General features: G+C 64.1%; 15 protein-coding genes. 13 read left to right on the top strand and 2 right to left on the bottom strand.

What is annotated here, in order from left to right; translation table 11 throughout:
• The first annotated feature begins 52 nt into the window (after nt 1-52).
• Nucleotides 53-1,018, top strand: a complete 966-nt coding sequence (locus XBLMG947_RS07430; protein ID WP_065467350.1) for a helix-turn-helix transcriptional regulator — start codon at nt 53-55, stop codon at nt 1,016-1,018.
• Nucleotides 1,019-1,197: 179 nt separating this feature from the next.
• Here the strand turns inward: XBLMG947_RS07430 and XBLMG947_RS07425 are convergent, their stop codons facing one another.
• Complete coding sequence (locus tag XBLMG947_RS07425; RefSeq protein ID WP_065467348.1) at nt 1,198-1,767, bottom strand: lipocalin family protein; 570 nt, start codon at nt 1,765-1,767, stop codon at nt 1,198-1,200.
• 385 nt (nt 1,768-2,152) lie between these two features.
• On the opposite strand from XBLMG947_RS07425, the gene XBLMG947_RS07420 reads away from it, so the two are divergent.
• The 4 genes from XBLMG947_RS07420 (at nt 2,153) to XBLMG947_RS23570 (ending at nt 5,837) form a co-directional block, all read left to right on the top strand.
• Nucleotides 2,153-2,464 carry a hypothetical protein gene (locus tag XBLMG947_RS07420; protein WP_065467346.1) on the top strand — a complete coding sequence of 104 codons (312 nt, stop codon included), beginning with the start codon at nt 2,153-2,155 and terminating at the stop codon, nt 2,462-2,464.
• Between the two features lie 68 nt (nt 2,465-2,532).
• The gene (locus tag XBLMG947_RS07415; RefSeq protein WP_065467344.1) at nt 2,533-4,626 is read left to right on the top strand and encodes a prolyl oligopeptidase family serine peptidase; all 2,094 of its coding nucleotides are present in this window, start codon (nt 2,533-2,535) and stop codon (nt 4,624-4,626) included.
• A 117-nt stretch (nt 4,627-4,743) separates the two neighbouring features.
• Nucleotides 4,744-5,223, top strand: a complete 480-nt coding sequence (locus tag XBLMG947_RS07410) for a hypothetical protein (RefSeq protein ID WP_065467342.1) — start codon at nt 4,744-4,746, stop codon at nt 5,221-5,223.
• Nucleotides 5,224-5,294: 71 nt separating this feature from the next.
• On the top strand, nt 5,295-5,837 hold the full coding sequence (locus XBLMG947_RS23570) for a P-loop NTPase family protein (RefSeq protein ID WP_065467340.1): 543 nt from the start codon (nt 5,295-5,297) through the stop codon (nt 5,835-5,837).
• Nucleotides 5,838-5,937: 100 nt separating this feature from the next.
• Here the strand turns inward: XBLMG947_RS23570 and XBLMG947_RS07400 are convergent, their stop codons facing one another.
• Complete coding sequence (locus XBLMG947_RS07400; RefSeq protein ID WP_065467338.1) at nt 5,938-7,122, bottom strand: pyridoxal phosphate-dependent aminotransferase; 1,185 nt, start codon at nt 7,120-7,122, stop codon at nt 5,938-5,940.
• Nucleotides 7,123-7,231: 109 nt separating this feature from the next.
• Here XBLMG947_RS07400 and XBLMG947_RS07395 point away from each other — a divergent pair, with 109 nt between their 5' ends.
• The 8 genes from XBLMG947_RS07395 to hslU all read left to right on the top strand — a co-directional run bounded on the left by XBLMG947_RS07395 (nt 7,232) and on the right by hslU (nt 15,488).
• Complete coding sequence (locus tag XBLMG947_RS07395) at nt 7,232-9,346, top strand: S9 family peptidase (protein WP_065467336.1); 2,115 nt, start codon at nt 7,232-7,234, stop codon at nt 9,344-9,346.
• A gap of 368 nt (nt 9,347-9,714) precedes the next feature.
• Nucleotides 9,715-10,113, top strand: a complete 399-nt coding sequence (locus tag XBLMG947_RS07390) for a YbaN family protein (RefSeq protein WP_065467334.1) — start codon at nt 9,715-9,717, stop codon at nt 10,111-10,113.
• 67 nt (nt 10,114-10,180) lie between these two features.
• Nucleotides 10,181-10,426 carry an LPS translocon maturation chaperone LptM gene (gene lptM, locus XBLMG947_RS07385; protein WP_065467332.1) on the top strand — a complete coding sequence of 82 codons (246 nt, stop codon included), beginning with the start codon at nt 10,181-10,183 and terminating at the stop codon, nt 10,424-10,426.
• Nucleotides 10,416-11,270, top strand: a complete 855-nt coding sequence (gene dapF, locus XBLMG947_RS07380; protein ID WP_065467330.1) for a diaminopimelate epimerase — start codon at nt 10,416-10,418, stop codon at nt 11,268-11,270. Before lptM ends, dapF begins: the two co-directional genes overlap by 11 nt.
• Nucleotides 11,267-11,938: a DUF484 family protein gene (locus XBLMG947_RS07375; protein WP_065467328.1), complete on the top strand. Its 672-nt coding sequence runs from the start codon at nt 11,267-11,269 to the stop codon at nt 11,936-11,938. The genes dapF and XBLMG947_RS07375 overlap by 4 nt, the downstream gene beginning before the upstream one ends.
• A 208-nt stretch (nt 11,939-12,146) precedes the next feature.
• Nucleotides 12,147-13,064: a tyrosine recombinase XerC gene (gene xerC, locus XBLMG947_RS07370; protein ID WP_065467326.1), complete on the top strand. Its 918-nt coding sequence runs from the start codon at nt 12,147-12,149 to the stop codon at nt 13,062-13,064.
• 404 nt (nt 13,065-13,468) lie between these two features.
• Nucleotides 13,469-14,020, top strand: coding sequence for an ATP-dependent protease subunit HslV (gene hslV / locus XBLMG947_RS07365; RefSeq protein ID WP_005997221.1), 552 nt, complete (start codon nt 13,469-13,471; stop codon nt 14,018-14,020).
• Nucleotides 14,021-14,120: 100 nt separating this feature from the next.
• On the top strand, nt 14,121-15,488 hold the full coding sequence (gene hslU / locus XBLMG947_RS07360) for an ATP-dependent protease ATPase subunit HslU (protein ID WP_065467324.1): 1,368 nt from the start codon (nt 14,121-14,123) through the stop codon (nt 15,486-15,488).
• Nucleotides 15,489-15,612: the final 124 nt, after the last annotated feature.

Here is a 15,612-nt window from a genome sequence, read left to right as displayed (position 1 = left end):
GTCACATGGCGATGCTCACCCCGCCGCGCAAAGACTCGGACATAATCGACGCATGGACCGCTATGAACGCATCAACTCCCTGCATCGCTTGCTCAAATCGGCACGCTACCCGGTCACGGTGGCGCGGCTCCAGGATGAGCTGAGCTGTTCCCGCGCAACCGTCTACCGCGATCTGGCGTTCCTGCGCGATGCGCTGATGGCGCCGGTGGAAGGCGATGGCGAATCGGGCTTCCGCTATCTCTCCGGCGAAAGCGACCGCTTCGAATTGCCCGGTCTGTGGTTGAGCTCGGAAGAATTGCACGCGCTGCTGGCCTCGCAGCAACTGCTTGCGCGTACCGGTGGCGGAGTGCTGTCCTCGATGCTGGCGCCGCTGCAGCAACGCATCGAGGGCTTGCTGGCTGCGCAGGCCGGTGTCTCGCAATGGCCAGTGGATCGGGTGCGGGTGATTCCGCACCGCGGCCGCAAGCTGGACGAATCCAGCTTCCGCACCGTGGCCTCCGCGGTGCTGGAGCGTAAGCAGCTGAGCTTCGATTACCGTGCGCGTTCCACCGACGAATCGACCAAGCGCACCGTGTCGCCACAGCGCATCACCCATTACCGCGACAACTGGTATCTGGATGCCTGGGATCACGGCCGCGATGGCGTCCGCAGCTTCGCGGTGGACCGCATCAACCACGCGCGTCTGCTCGATGCGGCGCCGCGGGATGTGCCCGACAGCGAATTGGACGAGCAACTCGCCGCCAGCTACGGCATTTTTTCCGGGGCGCCCAAGGGCTGGGCGACCATCGTGTTCAGCGCCAAGGCCGCGCGTTGGGTGGCCGACGAACATTGGCATTCCAAGCAGCAGGGCCGCTTCTTGCCTGATGGCCGTTACGAGCTCAAGTTGCCGTACAGCAACTCGCGCGAACTACTGATGGACGTGCTGCACTACGGTTCGGATGCGGAGATCGTCGAACCGATGTCGTTGCGCGAGCAGGCCAAGGCGTTGTTGTCGCTGGCATTGAGCAATTACGACTGAGCCAAGTTGGCCGCATGCGCGGGTTTTCGGAGCAACCACGAGCGTGCCTGACGGCTTGCAGTCGTTCTGTTGCCGATCCAAATCTGACAGCTCGACGGGAGCACGCGCCTGCAGCGCGTTGCTGATTTCAGTGACCAGCCGATCGCATCAAGCGCCGGAACGTATCGGCAGCACCGCGCTCAGCGCTTGTTCGGCACTTCAAAGCCCAGGCGGTCCACCTGCTCGCGCAGCTGCGGCACGCGCTTGAGTTTGTCGGTGTAGATGGAATAGTCGTCGCGCATCTTGTTGACCAGCGTGCGGTACTGCTCGCGGCTCATGTCCGGCTTGCGCGCGAAGATCCAGGCCAGATCGCGGCCCGGGTAGGAGATCAGCATCCAGGAGCCGTCGGGGGCAATTTCCAGGATGCGTTGCTTGGCCGGGATCACCTTGTAGAACCACACCCGCCAATCGCGGTTGCCGCTGTCGGCATCCACCGAGGCGCGCGCGTTGACTTGTTTTTCCGGTTCGCCGAACCCGTCGCGGTACAGATAGCGCACCGCCACCTTGCCGTCTTCGACCAGGGTGTATTCGTCGCGGCTGGTGACATGGCCGCGCTCGACCGCGTTGGGCATGCGCGCAATCACGTACCAGGTGCCCATGATCTTGGACAGATCGACTGTCGGCTCGGTGGTGGATGCATCCTTGGCGTGTGCCACGGGCAGGCCGAGGACGAGCAGAAAAGCGAGGGCGATCGTAACGGTCAGGCGCATCGCAACATCACAAAGGGGCAATAAGTGCAGCACACTACCGCATGCAGGGGGCAAGTTCGCGTCAACGATCGGGTCTGGCATTGGCGCCGGCGTGTCTACGGCAGAGTGTGGGCAGCTGGGACTGGCCGAGGGTGGCGATCAGGCGTTGGCGCCGCGCCCCCGATGGTTGCGCAGCGCGGGGGCAGGGCCGTCGTCGCTGGCCCAAGGGGTGTCGAGGCGCGAGGTCGTAGCTGTCGGCAGTTGCGCCCCCGAAGGGGACCGAGGGGCGCCTGAGACGGCGGCCGAAGCGCGCGCCGCACAGGCCCGCGTCAAGGTCGCAGCCGGTGAGATGGGCTGCGGCAATCCTGAGGGCCTGTTGTGATCCTTCCTGCCACGGAGCGCCGCCATGTTGCATCGTCCTTCTTCCCGTTCCGAACGTCCCGACCCGCGCGTGCTGCGCCCGGTGCGGCAAATCGCCCTGGCCGGGCTGGCCCTGGTGCTGGTCTGGCCGGCCGCACGCGGCCATAGCGAGTGGATCGGCTGGCTGCCGCTGTGGCTGGTCGGCATGCCGATGCTGGCGTGGTGGAGCCTGTACCGGTTTGCCTTGCCCACCCTGGCGGTGCGCGGCGTGGGCCGTGTTTCGCCCCGCCGGCGTGGTCCGCAGGCACAGCGCCGGCGCACTCCTTCGCGTACGGCGACACAGGCGCGGGCAGCCTGACCTTCGGCAGGGTTGGCCGGCGGGGGGGCTGTGCTACGTTCCGGGCATTCGTTTTTCCGGAAACATTCATGCCCAAGTTCGCCTCGATCTGCCTGGTTGCCGGCCTGATCACCGCTGGCGCCGTCTCTGCAGAGGAAACCGCCGTGTCCAACGATCCCTACGCCTGGCTGGAAGATGTCACCGGCGCAAAGCCGCTGGACTGGGTCAAGGCCCAGAACGCCAAGACCGAAGCGCGGTTGGCCAGCACGCCGGCGTTCAAGCAGATGGAAACCAGCATCCGCGAGGTGCTGGATTCGGATGCCAAGATTCCTGTCGTGCAGAAGATGGGCGCTTACTACTACAACTTCTGGAAGGACAAGCAGCACGAACGCGGCCTGTGGCGGCGTACCACGCTGGACGAATACCGCAAGGCCTCGCCCAAGTGGGAAACGGTGCTGGACCTGGACGCGCTCAACAAGGCCGAAGGCGAAAACTGGGTGTGGCATGGTGCCGACTGCCTGCGCCCGAATTACCAGCGCTGCCTGATCGCGCTGTCGCGCGGCGGTGCCGATGCCGATGTCACGCGCGAGTTCGATCTGGGGAGCAAACAGTGGGTCAAGGATGGCTTCTTCCGCCCCGAATCCAAGGGGGGGTTGGGTTGGATCGACCAGGACACCGTCTACGTGTTCACCGATTTCGGCGCCGGCAGCATGACCAGCTCCGGCTACCCGCGCATCGCCAAGCAGTGGAAGCGCGGCACGCCGCTCAGCGCGGCCAGCGTGGTCTACGAAGGCAAGCCGACCGATATGTACATTGCGGCGATGCATGACGACACGCCCGGATTCGAGCACGATTTCGTCAGCCGGACGTTGGCCTTCTACAACGACGAGCTGTATCTCAAAGGCGCCGACGGCAAGCTGGTCAAGGTGGATGTGCCCAATTCGGCCAGCAAGTCGGTCAAGCGCCAGTGGCTGACGCTGGAGCTGCGCGAACCGTGGACCGTGGGCGGCAAGACCTACAAGCCCGGCTCGCTGCTGGCCACGCGTTTCGACGACTTCATGGCCGGCAAGCGCAACTTCGATGTGCTGTTCGAGCCTACCGACAGCACCTCGCTGGCCGGTGTGGCATGGACCAAGTCGCACCTGGTATTGAACGTGCTGGAAGACGTCAAGAACCGCCTGAGCGTGGTCACCCCGACGCAGGACGGCTGGAAGAAGAGCGCCTTCGTCGGCGCGCCGGCCTTCGGCACCGTGGACGTCAGTGCCGTGGACAGCGACGACAGTGATGCGCTGTGGCTCACCGTCACCGATTATCTGACCCCGACCACGTTGTCGTGGGTAGACGTGGGCGCCGCGCCGCAGCCGCTCAAGACCATGCCGGCGTTCTTCGATGCCGGCAAGGACAGCATCGAGCAGCACTTTGTCACCAGCAAGGACGGCACCCGCGTGCCGTATTTCCTGGTCCGCCCGAAGGCCTTGAAGCTCGACGGCAGCGCGCCGACGTTGCTGTACGGCTACGGCGGTTTCGAAATTTCGATGACGCCCAATTACTCCGGCGGTTTGGGGCGCGCGTGGCTGGAAAAGGGCGGCGTGTACGTGGTGGCCAATATCCGCGGAGGTGGCGAATACGGCCCGCGCTGGCACCAGGCCGCACTCAAGCAGAACCGCCACAAGGCGTACGAAGACATGGCTGCGGTAGCCAAGGATCTGGTCGCGCGCAAGATCACCTCCACCAAGCATCTGGGCGTGCAGGGCGGCAGCAACGGCGGCCTGATGACCGGCAACATGCTCACCCAGTATCCGGAGCTGTTCGGTGCGGTGGTGGTGCAGGTGCCGCTGCTGGACATGAAGCGCTACAGCCACCTGTTGGCCGGCGCCTCGTGGATGGCCGAATACGGCAACCCGGACACCGACGACTGGAAGTTCATCCAGACCTTTTCGCCGTATCACCTGTTCGATGCGAAGAAGACCTACCCGCCAGTGATCTTCCTGACTTCCACGCGCGACGACCGCGTGCATCCGGGTCACGCGCGCAAGATGGCGGCCAAGATGATCGAGGCCGGCAAGGACGTGACCTATTACGAGAACATCGAGGGCGGCCACGGCGGCGCAGCCAACAACGCGCAGGCAGCGCATATGTCGGCATTGGCGTATAGCTTTCTGTGGGAGCGCCTGGCCGACTGATCGGTTGGCACAGGCCGCATGATGCGCAGTTCGCCACGAGGCCGCCGGCACGATGCAGCGGCCTCGTGGCGTTTGCGATCGAACGAAAGCAAACGTGGACGACGCGGAGTGTGAGCGATGTTGGGCTTGATGATGACCTTGGCGGTCGGCGCGTGCACGGTCGAGAATGCACGCTACGTGCTGCGCGACGATGCCGACGTGCAAGCCCGCTTTCTGGTGGTCGCCAGTGGTCCGCACTGGCCGGCGCAGGTGGCCTTGCGGCTGCATGCTTCGCGCACCGGAGCGGATGCATGGTTTTTGCCCTGGAGCGGCGGCAGCGATGACAGCCAGCACCTGGCGTCCACCACCGATGTGACCGCGCCGGGTTGGCAGCCCCCGGATCCCGATGGCGGGCCGCGCCCTTTGGGTGATGTGGGCTACATCGGGACCGATGCGAGCTATCGTGTCCTGGGCGATGTTCCCCGCGCCGGGCTGCCGGCGCCTGCGCATTTCCTGTTGCCCGACTTGCGTGAAGCGCTGTGGTACCGAGCGGCGCCAGGCCAGCGGCAAGCCATCGCACGGCAGTTCTTCGATCTGGACAGCTGCGCAACGATGTAAGACGGTGCAAAACGTGCAGGCCTGTCCTCGCCGCTGCGATGGCCAAGAGCGATACCTGTGGAGGGAGCGGAATGAAACTGCAGGATCTGGGGCCGCGGTTATGCATTCTTGGGCCGTCCAACAGCGGTAAATCGACCTTGGCGCAGGCAGTAGCGCGCAAGCGCGGATGCTCGTGTGTGCATCTGGATCGGTTACATCATCTCCCCAATACTGCCTGGAGACCTCGTCCCAGGCAGGACTTCTTTGCGCTTCACGATGCCGCCATCGCCGAACAGCAGTGGGTGATGGATGGCAATTATCTGGGGTGCCTTTCGCAGCGTCTGGCGCGTGCAACGGGCATTGTTCTGTTGGGTATCCCGGTGACGACCAGCCTAGTGCGTTATCTGCGCCGAACCTGGTTCGAGCAGCACCGCTGCGGCGGGCTCGATGGCGCCAAGGAGCAGGTGAGGTGGGAGATGCTGCGCCACATCGCGGTCACCGAACGCAGAAAGCGAACAGACCTCGCCTCGCTATTGGAGCGCAGCAGCTTGCCGAAGATCGCATTGCTGACGGTGCCGGCAATCGATCGATTCTATCGCCTTGAACATCCGAACCCGCAAGGTCTGCGCGAGTAACAGCTCTCAGCGGAGTCTCCCGGCAGACGGCGATTGAGCGTAAGGCCGCGCGCAACACGTCTGCTGGAGTGCAGTGCTCTCGGCGTCATGCAGGATGCGTCTACAGACTGCGTAACCCGCGCGCAATACGCTCCACCGCCTGTTCCAGGCGCGGCAGGCTTTGGGTGTAGGCAATGCGCACGTGCTGGTTGGCGCGGTGGAAACCGAAGTCGATGCCAGGGGTAAAGGCGACGTGCTCGGTTTCCAGGAAGTGCGCGCAGAACGCCTGCGCGTTGTCCGAAAACCCGCTGATATCTGCGTAAAGATAGAACGCGCCTTGCGGTTCGACCGCAATATCGAAGCCCAGTCCGCGCAGGGCGGGCAGCAGATAGTCGCGGCGTTGCTGGAACTGCGCGCGGCGCGCTTCGAAGATGGCGATGCTCTCTGGTGTAAAACATGCAAGCGCCGCGTGTTGCGCAATGGTGGAGGCGCTGATGTAGAGATTCTGCGCGAGTTTTTCCAGCTCGGGCACGGCGTCGGGCGGGGCGATCAGCCAGCCCAAACGCCAGCCGGTCATGCCGAAGTACTTGGAAAAACTGTTCAAGACGAATGCGCTGTCGTCGACTTCCAGGACGCTATGCGCGTCCACGCCATAGGTCAGCCCGTGGTAGATCTCGTCCACCACCAGGTGCCCGCCGTGGGCATGCAGCGCATGGGACAGCCCAGCCAGTTGTTCGCGCGACAACACGCTGCCGGTGGGATTGGCTGGCGAGGCGAGTAGCGCGCCGACGCTGTCGGCGTTCCAGCGCGCATCCACCAGTGCCGGAGTCAGCTGGTAATCGCTGTCGGGCCCGACCGGCACCAATTGCGCGGCGCCTTCGACCAGGCGCAGGAAATGGCGGTTGCATGGATACCCAGGGTCGGCCAGTAGCCAGTGTTTGCTCGGGTCGACCAACAGGCTGCTAGCCAGCAGCAATGCACCGGAGCCACCGGGCGTGACCAAAACCCGTTCTGGATCGATCGCGCAGCCGTAACGCTGCGCATAAAACTCCGCAATGGCGACGCGCAGTGCAGGCAGGCCGCGTGCAGCGGTGTAGCGGGTGTGCCCGGCGGCCAATGCGGCCTGCCCGGCCGCGACGATCGGTGCGGCCGTGGTGAAATCGGGCTCGCCGATCTCCAGGTGGATCACATCGTGCCCGGCCTGCTCCAGCGCATTGGCGCGCGCCAGCAGCGACATGACATGGAACGGGGCGATGTCCTGGCTGCGGCGGCTATAGCCGCTGGGGAGCGAAAGCGTGGAAACCATTATGAAGATGATAGACCAGCATGACCTAGGACACATGACGGTTGGCGGCGGGCTCTTCCACACTCGGGCGCTGGGATGGCATTGCGTTCATCCAACGGACCCCAATCTGATGAAGCCTGTCCTGACCTTGTTGATCGCCAGCCTGATGATGACATCTGCCTCCTCCGCTCTTGCCGCTCTCCCAACGCCGCCGGACGTCGCCAAGCATCCGCATGTGGTCAAGGCACCCTTCGGTGCCACCCGCAACGACGACTACTACTGGCTGCGCGACGACAAGCGTGAAGACAAGGCGATGCTTGCCTATCTCAACGCCGAAAATGCCTACACCGACAAGGTGATGGCGCCGCTGAAGCCGTTGGAAAAGACGCTGTATACCGAGATCGTCGGGCGCATCAAGCAGGACGACGCCAGCGTGCCGTATCGCGAGCGCGGCTATTGGTATTACACGCGGTTCGAAACCGGCAAGGATTATCCGATCCAGGCGCGCCGCAAGGGCAGCATGGAGGCGCCGGAAGAGATCCTGCTCGATGTCAACAAGATGGCGGAGGGCAAGGGCTATTTCAGCGTGGCCGATGCCCAAGTGAGCCAGGACAACCGCATCCTCGCCTGGGCCGAGGATGCCGTCGGCCGCCGTCAATACACCATCCGCTTCAAGAATCTGGATACCGGCGAGATCTACCCGGATACCGTGGAAGGCGTTTCGCCCAACGTGATCTGGGCCGACGACAACAAGACGTTGTTCTATATCGAAAACGACCCGGAAACGCTACTCACCGTGCGCGTGAAAAAGCACGTGCTCGGCACGCCGTCCAAGGACGATGCGCTGGTGTACGAAGAGAAGGACGACAGCTTCTACCTGGGCATCGGCCGCAGCCGCGACGAAAAGTACATCACGATCGGCATGGAAAGTACGGTGTCCTCGGAAACGCGCTACGCGCCGGCCGCCAAGCCAGACACCTTCAAGGTGCTGGCCAAGCGCGAGCGCGATGTGGAATACCACGCCGACCATTTCGATGGCCGTTGGGTGATCCGCACCAATGCCGATGACGCCAGGAACTTCAAGCTGGTGATCGCGCCGACCGATGCGACCACACGCAAGCAGTGGACCGATTGGGTGGCGCACGACGACAGCGTCTATATCGAAGGTTTCGAGTTGTTCGATGGGTTTACCGCCATCGAAGAGCGCTCCGCCGGCCTGGAGCGCGTGCGCCTGCTCAAGCGCGACGGCAGCCATGAGTACGTCAAGGCCGACGAGCCGGCCTATTCGATGGGCCTGTCTGTCAACTCCGAGCCGGACACCGCGTGGCTGCGTTACAGCTACACCTCGTTGACCACACCGGCCACCACCTACGAGCTCAATACGCAGACCGGCGAGCGCAGGTTGCTCAAGCAGCAACCGGTGATCGGCTACGACGCCAGCCACTACGTGACCGAGCGCGTATGGGTCACCGCGCGCGACGGCGTCAAGGTGCCGGTGTCGCTGGTCTACAAAAAAGGCTTCAAGAAAGACGGCAGCGCCGCGTTGTTCCAGTATGCGTATGGCAGCTACGGCATGTCGATGGACGCGGCCTTCAATCTGCCGGCGATCAGCTTGTTGGACCGCGGCGTGGTGTACGCCATCGCGCATATCCGCGGCGGCCAGGAAATGGGCCGCCAGTGGTACGACGATGGCAAGCTGCTGCACAAGAAAAATACCTTCAACGACTTCATCGATGTGACTCGCGGCTTGGTCGCACAGGGCTACGCTGCCAAGGACCGCGTGGCCGCGTCCGGTGGCAGCGCCGGCGGCCTGTTGATGGGCGCAGTCGCCAACCTGGCCCCGCAGGACTATCGCGTGATGGTCGCGCAGGTGCCGTTCGTGGACGTGGTCACCACCATGCTGGATGCCAGCATTCCGCTGACCACCAACGAATACGACGAGTGGGGCAACCCGGAAAACAAAGAATATTACGACTACATGCTGTCGTACTCGCCGTACGACAACGTGCGCAAGCAGGCGTATCCGGCACTGTTCGTCGGCACCGGCTTGTGGGATTCGCAGGTGCAGTACTGGGAGCCGGCCAAGTGGGTGGCCAAGCTGCGCGACGACAACACCGGCACGCAGCCGATCGTGTTCCGCACCAACATGGAGGCTGGACACGGCGGCAAATCTGGCCGTTTCCGCCGCTATCGCGAGTTGGCTGAATCGTATGCGTTCGTGTTGGATCAGTTGGGCGTGAAGTAGCTGGAGGGCTGGGATTCGGGATTGGGGAGGCGGGATTCGTTAGGGCCGATGGCTTGATTTAGGCGGGCTGTTGGCTGGATGCTAGCGACTGACGTTGCCTTCCGCCTTCTGCTCCCCGCCTCGCGTTGGGTAGTCAGCGTTCTTGTTTGCCTTGGCGCCTCAGCGCCAACCGAGCACTGTAGTCAGGCGTGCCTGCGGATGGGCATGCTTATCTGATCGCAGCGAGTTGGGCGCCATGTCGTATGGCGTCCAGGGCGCTGCATCGTCGCCTGCCGCTTAGCCCGCGGGCTTGTGCGACGAAACCATCACCCGCGGCAAGACCAATCCACCAATCCACCAAACCGCATCGCTGGTCGTATCATTTGCGCATGACGCGACCGAATCGATTCCGCTGGGCATGGTGGTTGCTGGCCTACGCCAGCCTGGCCACCGGCATCGTCGGGATCTTCGTGCCCGGTTTGCCGACCACGGTCTTCATCCTGATTTCCGCCTGGGCCGCCTCGCATGGTTCGGAGCGTCTGCATCACTGGCTGCTGTCGCATCCGCGCTTCGGGCCCGCGATCGTGGAATGGCAGACCTACCGTGCGGTCAGCCGCAAGGCCAAGTGGATGGCGACGCTGACCATGACGCTCTGCGCCGCGATCATGCTGTGGTGCGTGCCGGTGTTGTGGGTCAAGTGCCTGTCGATCGGCAGCATGGCCGTGGTGGCGATCTGGTTGTGGCTGCGCCCCGAGCCGCCGCCGCGCGCACTGCCCGGCGCGCACTGAACACAGAAAGTGCGCGGGCGTGCAGCGGGCGCACGGCCCTAACGGTGTTCTGGCTATACTTCGCCCCATGAGCATCATGTCCCGACCGTCTGTTCGTCTCGCACTGGTTGGTGCGACCTTTGTCCTGCTTGCCGCCTGCGGCAACAAGGGCCCGCTGGTGATGCCGCAGAAGCCGGTGCCGGTGGAAGCCCAGCCCGTGCCGCCGCCGGACGCACCGCAATCGCAGAATGAGTCCACGCCCGCACCTGTGGACGGCAGCGCCGAGCCCGCTTCCACCACCGACCAGCCCGCTAGCAGCGGCAATGAGCGCTGACGGTCGTAGCGGGCGTCTGCGTTTTACCAAAATGCACGGCGCCGGCAACGACTTCGTGGTGCTGGATCTGCGCGGCGGCACGCCGCTCCCGGATGCCGGGCTGGCGGCGCAGTTGGCCGACCGGCATTTCGGAGTGGGGTGCGACCAGATCCTGACCATCGAAGCGCCGCGCAGCGAAGGCGCGGTGGCCGCCTACGGCATCTGGAATTCGGACGGCTCGCCCGCGCGCCAATGCGGCAACGGGGCGCGGTGTGTTGCCGCGTGGCTGGTGCGTGACGGCGCTGGCCAGGGCGAGCGTTTCATCATCGATAGCCCAGTCACGGCGCATGCCGTCGAACGCCTCGATGGCGGCCGCTACGCGGTGGCGATGGGCGTGCCGCAGTTCGAGCCCACCCGGATTCCGCTGGCCGGGTTTGCGCATGCGCGCGACGAATATGCGCTGCCTGTGCACGGCGAGACCGTGCGCTTTGGCGCGCTGTCGCTGGGCAATCCGCATGCGGTGGTCGAGGTCGGGCGCGTGGATGCGGCGCCGGTGGAACGCGTCGGCACGCTACTGCAGCAAAACGCTGCGTTTCCCGATTCGGTCAATGTGGGTTTCGTGCAGGTGGTCGACCCCACGCACGTGCGTTTGCGCGTGTTCGAGCGCGGTGTCGGGGAGACGCTGGCTTGCGGCAGCGGCGCTTGTGCGGCTGCGGTGGTGCTGATGCAACGCGGACGCGTCGAGCGCGACGTGCGGGTGTCCCTGCCAGGCGGCGAGTTGCGCATCCGCTGGCCCGACGATCACGCGCACGTGGTGATGTCCGGCCCGGCTGTGTTCGTTTTCGATGGAGAGTGGAACGGATGAGCGAGAACACGGACAAATTCGGCGCGCATGAAGTGGCCACCTGGCTACGACGTCACCCGACCTTCCTCAAGCAGTTCCCGGATCTGGCAGTGAGCTTGCTGGTGCCGCGCGATGACGGCCCCACTGCCTCGTTGGCCACCTACCAGCTCGAAGTGCTGCGCGACAAGAATCGCGAACTGTCGCGCCGCCTGCACGAACTGGGCAGCAATGCGCAGGAGAACGAGCGGCTGGCGGTGCGCACGCATCAACTGACGCTGGCGTTGATGCGCCAGACCAGCGTGGCCGAAACGCTCAAGGCCATGGCGGCTTCGTTGGCCGAGGATTTCAATGGCGAATTGGTGCGCCTGGTGCTGCTCAAGCCGGTCGACGCGCTGGACGCCGACTGGCTGCAGATCATCGCAACCGATGATGCCCGGCTGGCCCCGTTTCGCGATTGCCTGAGCGATGGCGAGCCTATCTGCGGCCGTCTGCAAGCCGACAAACACGCGCTGCTCTATGGCGCCCAGGCCGGCGACGTGCAATCCACCGCGCTGTTGCCGCTGCCGGGTATCGGCCTGATCGCGGTGGGCAGCAGCGACGCCAACCGGTTCTATCCCGGGATGGGCACGTTGTTCCTGCGCATGATGGGCGAATCGCTGGGCGTGGCATTGCAACGCTTCGACGCGTGATGGGGATGGTTGCGCGCACCGACGTTGGCGACATGCTGCCAATGGTGATTGCGCTGCTTCAGCGGCGGGGAGCGTGAGGTGTTGGCAGTCGAAGAATGTCGCGTGCAACTGCAACTGCAACTGCAAGAGATGCGGTGTGCGCGCATGTCTCTAGCCTGCCCGAATACGCCGATGACGGCCTGCACGCTGCGATATCGAGAATCCTGACGTGTCATCGGTTGATGAGTTCCTCACGTATCTGCAGGTCGAGCGGCAGGTGTCGGCGCACACGCTGGACGCGTATCGGCGCGATCTTGCGGCGCTGGAGGCGTGGACGGCCGAGCAGAGGACGGACGATGGCGCCCAGCAAGCTGCCGTGCCCGACGACACCACACAACTCGATAGCGCGCACGTGCGGCAGTTCGTTGCGGCAGAACATCGACGTGGCCTCTCGCCCAAGAGCCTGCAGCGGCGCTTGTCGGCATGCCGCAGTTATTACGCCTGGTTGCTCAAGCATGGCCGCATTGCGGCCAGCCCGGCGGCGGCGCTGCGTGCGCCCAAGGCGCCGCGCAAGTTGCCGCAAGTGCTGGATGCCGACGAAGCCGTGCGTCTGGTGGAAGTGCCGACCGATGCGCCCTTGGGCTTGCGCGATCGCGCGCTGCTGGAATTGTTCTATTCGTCCGGGCTGCGCCTGAGCGAATTGTGCGCGTTGTGCTGGCGCGATCTGGATCTGGACAGCGGCCTGGTGATGGTGCTCGGCAAGGGCAGCAAGCAGCGCTTGGTGCCGGTGGGCTCGCACGCGATCGCTGCCTTGCGCGAGTGGCAGCGCGACAGCGGCGGACGCGCCGACACGCACGTCTTTCCCGGGCGTGCGGGCGGCGCGATTTCGCAACGCGCGGTGCAGATCCGGATCAAGCAACTGGCCGTGCGCCAGGGCATGTTCAAGGACGTGCACCCGCACATGCTGCGCCACAGTTTCGCCAGTCATATCCTGGAATCGTCCGGCGATCTGCGCGGCGTGCAGGAGTTGCTGGGTCACTCGGATATCGCGACCACGCAGATCTACACGCACCTGGATTTCCAGCATCTGGCCAAGGTCTACGATGCCGCGCATCCACGGGCCAGGCGCAAGAAGGCTGCCGAGTGAGTGGTGCCGGCGCCTGACGCTGCCAGCTGCGTGGTGGGCAACGGGAGGAGTTGATGCACGTCGCTGACCGAACGCGCGTCAGGGCTGTTACGCGTGTCGCGCGGATCGCGCGGATCGCGCTGCAGGCGCTGAGCCTGATTGAAAACCAGACGTGTGGCTCAAGAGTGGGCTTGGGCGATGGATCGGCCAACGGCAAGCCGGATGCCACGCAGGAACCTGCAGCACATCTGCTCGAAGCAGGCCGGCGAGCACTGATCTGCCGCACACGTGCCGGTGGCGGCAACGGACACACGCACACCTGGCTCGCGTGTGGGCGCGCTTGCCCGCTCGATGCGGCGCATGGACGCAGCGCGCTTGAACCCGGCAGGGGCGTCCCCACCTCCTTGGAAACCCCCGGAGGATCCATGGACCCCAGTCAGAACCCCAACATCGTTCACGCCACCACCATCATTTCGGTTCGACGTGGTGGGCATGTCGCCGTTGCTGGCGATGGTCAGGTGACCCTTGGCCATACGGTCATGAAGGGTAACGCGCGCAAGGTGCGTCGGCTCGGGCGCGAGGGTCAGGTGCTTGCCGGTTTCGCCGGTGCCGCCGCCGATGCGTTCACCCTGTTCGAACTGTTCGAAGCCAAGCTCGACAAGCACGGGCAGTTGACACGCGCCGCCGTGGAGCTGGCCAAGGATTGGCGCACCGAGCGCCGCCTGGGCAAGCTCGAAGCGCTGCTGGCCGTGGCCGATAAAGAGACTTCGCTGATCATCAGCGGCACCGGCGATGTGATTGAGCCGGAAGACGGCATCATCGCCATCGGTTCCGGCGGCTCGTACGCGTTGTCGGCCGCACGCGCTTTGCTGGCGCACACCGAGCTGGATGCCAAGACCATCGCCACCGAAGCGATCAATATCGCCGGCGATATCTGCATCTATACCAATCGCAACGTGGTGGTCGAAGAGCTGTGAATCGGGAGTGGGGATTGGGGATTCGCAAAAGCGCTCCTTTCCCTGTACCCGGACATGCACCGATCGTTCCTACTCCGCTTTTACGAATCCCCGACCCCCAATGCCAAACATCGATACCGCCACCATGACTCCGCGCGAAATCGTGCAGGAGCTCGACCGTCATATCGTTGGCCAGCACGACGCCAAGCGTGCGGTTGCCATCGCGCTGCGTAATCGCTGGCGCCGGATGCAGTTGCCGGAAGAACTGCGCAACGAAGTGATGCCCAAGAACATCCTGATGATCGGCCCCACCGGCGTGGGCAAGACCGAAATCGCGCGGCGCCTGGCTACGCTGGCCAATGCGCCGTTCGTCAAGGTCGAGGCCACGCGCTTTACCGAAGTGGGCTATGTGGGCAAGGACGTGGAGCAGATCATTCGCGACCTGGCCGACACCGCCGTCAAGCTGTATCGCGAGCAGGCCAAGGTGCGCGTGCGCAGCCAGGCCGAAGAACGTGCCGAAGACCGTATCCTGGATGCGCTGTTGCCGCGTCGCGCGGCCGGCATCGGCTTCGATCCGGAAGCGGCGCGCAATGAACCCTCGTCGCAGGACAATGAAACCCGTATCAAGTTTCGCCGCATGCTGCGCAACGGCGAGCTGGACGAGCGCGAGATCGAACTGGACGTGGCCGTCAACGCCAGCATGGACATCATGACTCCGCCGGGCATGGAAGAAATGGGCCAGCAATTGCGTCAGATGTTTTCCAATCTGGGCAGCGGCAAGTCGCAGAAGCGCAAGCTCACCATCAAGGCGGCGCGCCCGCTGCTGATCGAAGAAGAAGCGGGCGCGCTGGTCAACGAAGACGACGTGCGCACCGCAGCGATCGAAGCGTGCGAGCAGCACGGCATCGTGTTCATCGATGAGATCGACAAGGTGGCCAAGCGCGGCGAAGCCGGCTCCAATGGCGGCGATGTCAGTCGCGAAGGTGTGCAGCGCGATCTGTTGCCGCTGGTGGAAGGCTCCAACGTGTCGACCAAGTACGGCACGGTCAAGACCGACCACATCCTGTTCATCGCCTCGGGTGCCTTCCATCTGGCAAAGCCCAGCGACTTGATTCCGGAGTTGCAGGGCCGCTTCCCGATCCGGGTGGAATTGACTGCGCTGACCAAGGCCGATTTCGTGCGCATCCTCACCGAGCCCAAAGCCGCGTTGATCAAGCAATACGAAGCCTTGTTGCAGACCGAAGGTGTGGCGTTGACGTTTGCGTCCGACGCGGTGGATCGGCTTGCCGAAATTGCCGCGCAGGTCAACGAGCGCCAGGAAAATATCGGCGCGCGTCGCCTGCACACGGTGCTGGAACGTCTGCTCGATGTGTTGAGTTACGAGGCGCCGGACCGCGATGGCCAGAGCGTCACCGTCGATGCTGCCTATGTGGACGCGCAGTTAGGTGAGTTGGTGCAGGACCCGGACCTGAGCCGCTACATCCTCTGATCGGTTGCACTGCATCCCGCGTTTGCGATGGAAAAGACCCGCCGTTGGCGTAATGCTGTTCACTTAAGAATTTGATGCCTTCAAAATCCGATGCCAGACCTCTGGTATCGGATTTTTTGTGCCC

Source organism: Xanthomonas bromi (assembly GCF_900092025.1).
GTDB lineage: Bacteria > Pseudomonadota > Gammaproteobacteria > Xanthomonadales > Xanthomonadaceae > Xanthomonas > Xanthomonas bromi.
The sequence above is the reverse complement of the archived record's forward strand: the minus strand, read 5'-3'. Positions and strand labels throughout refer to the sequence as shown.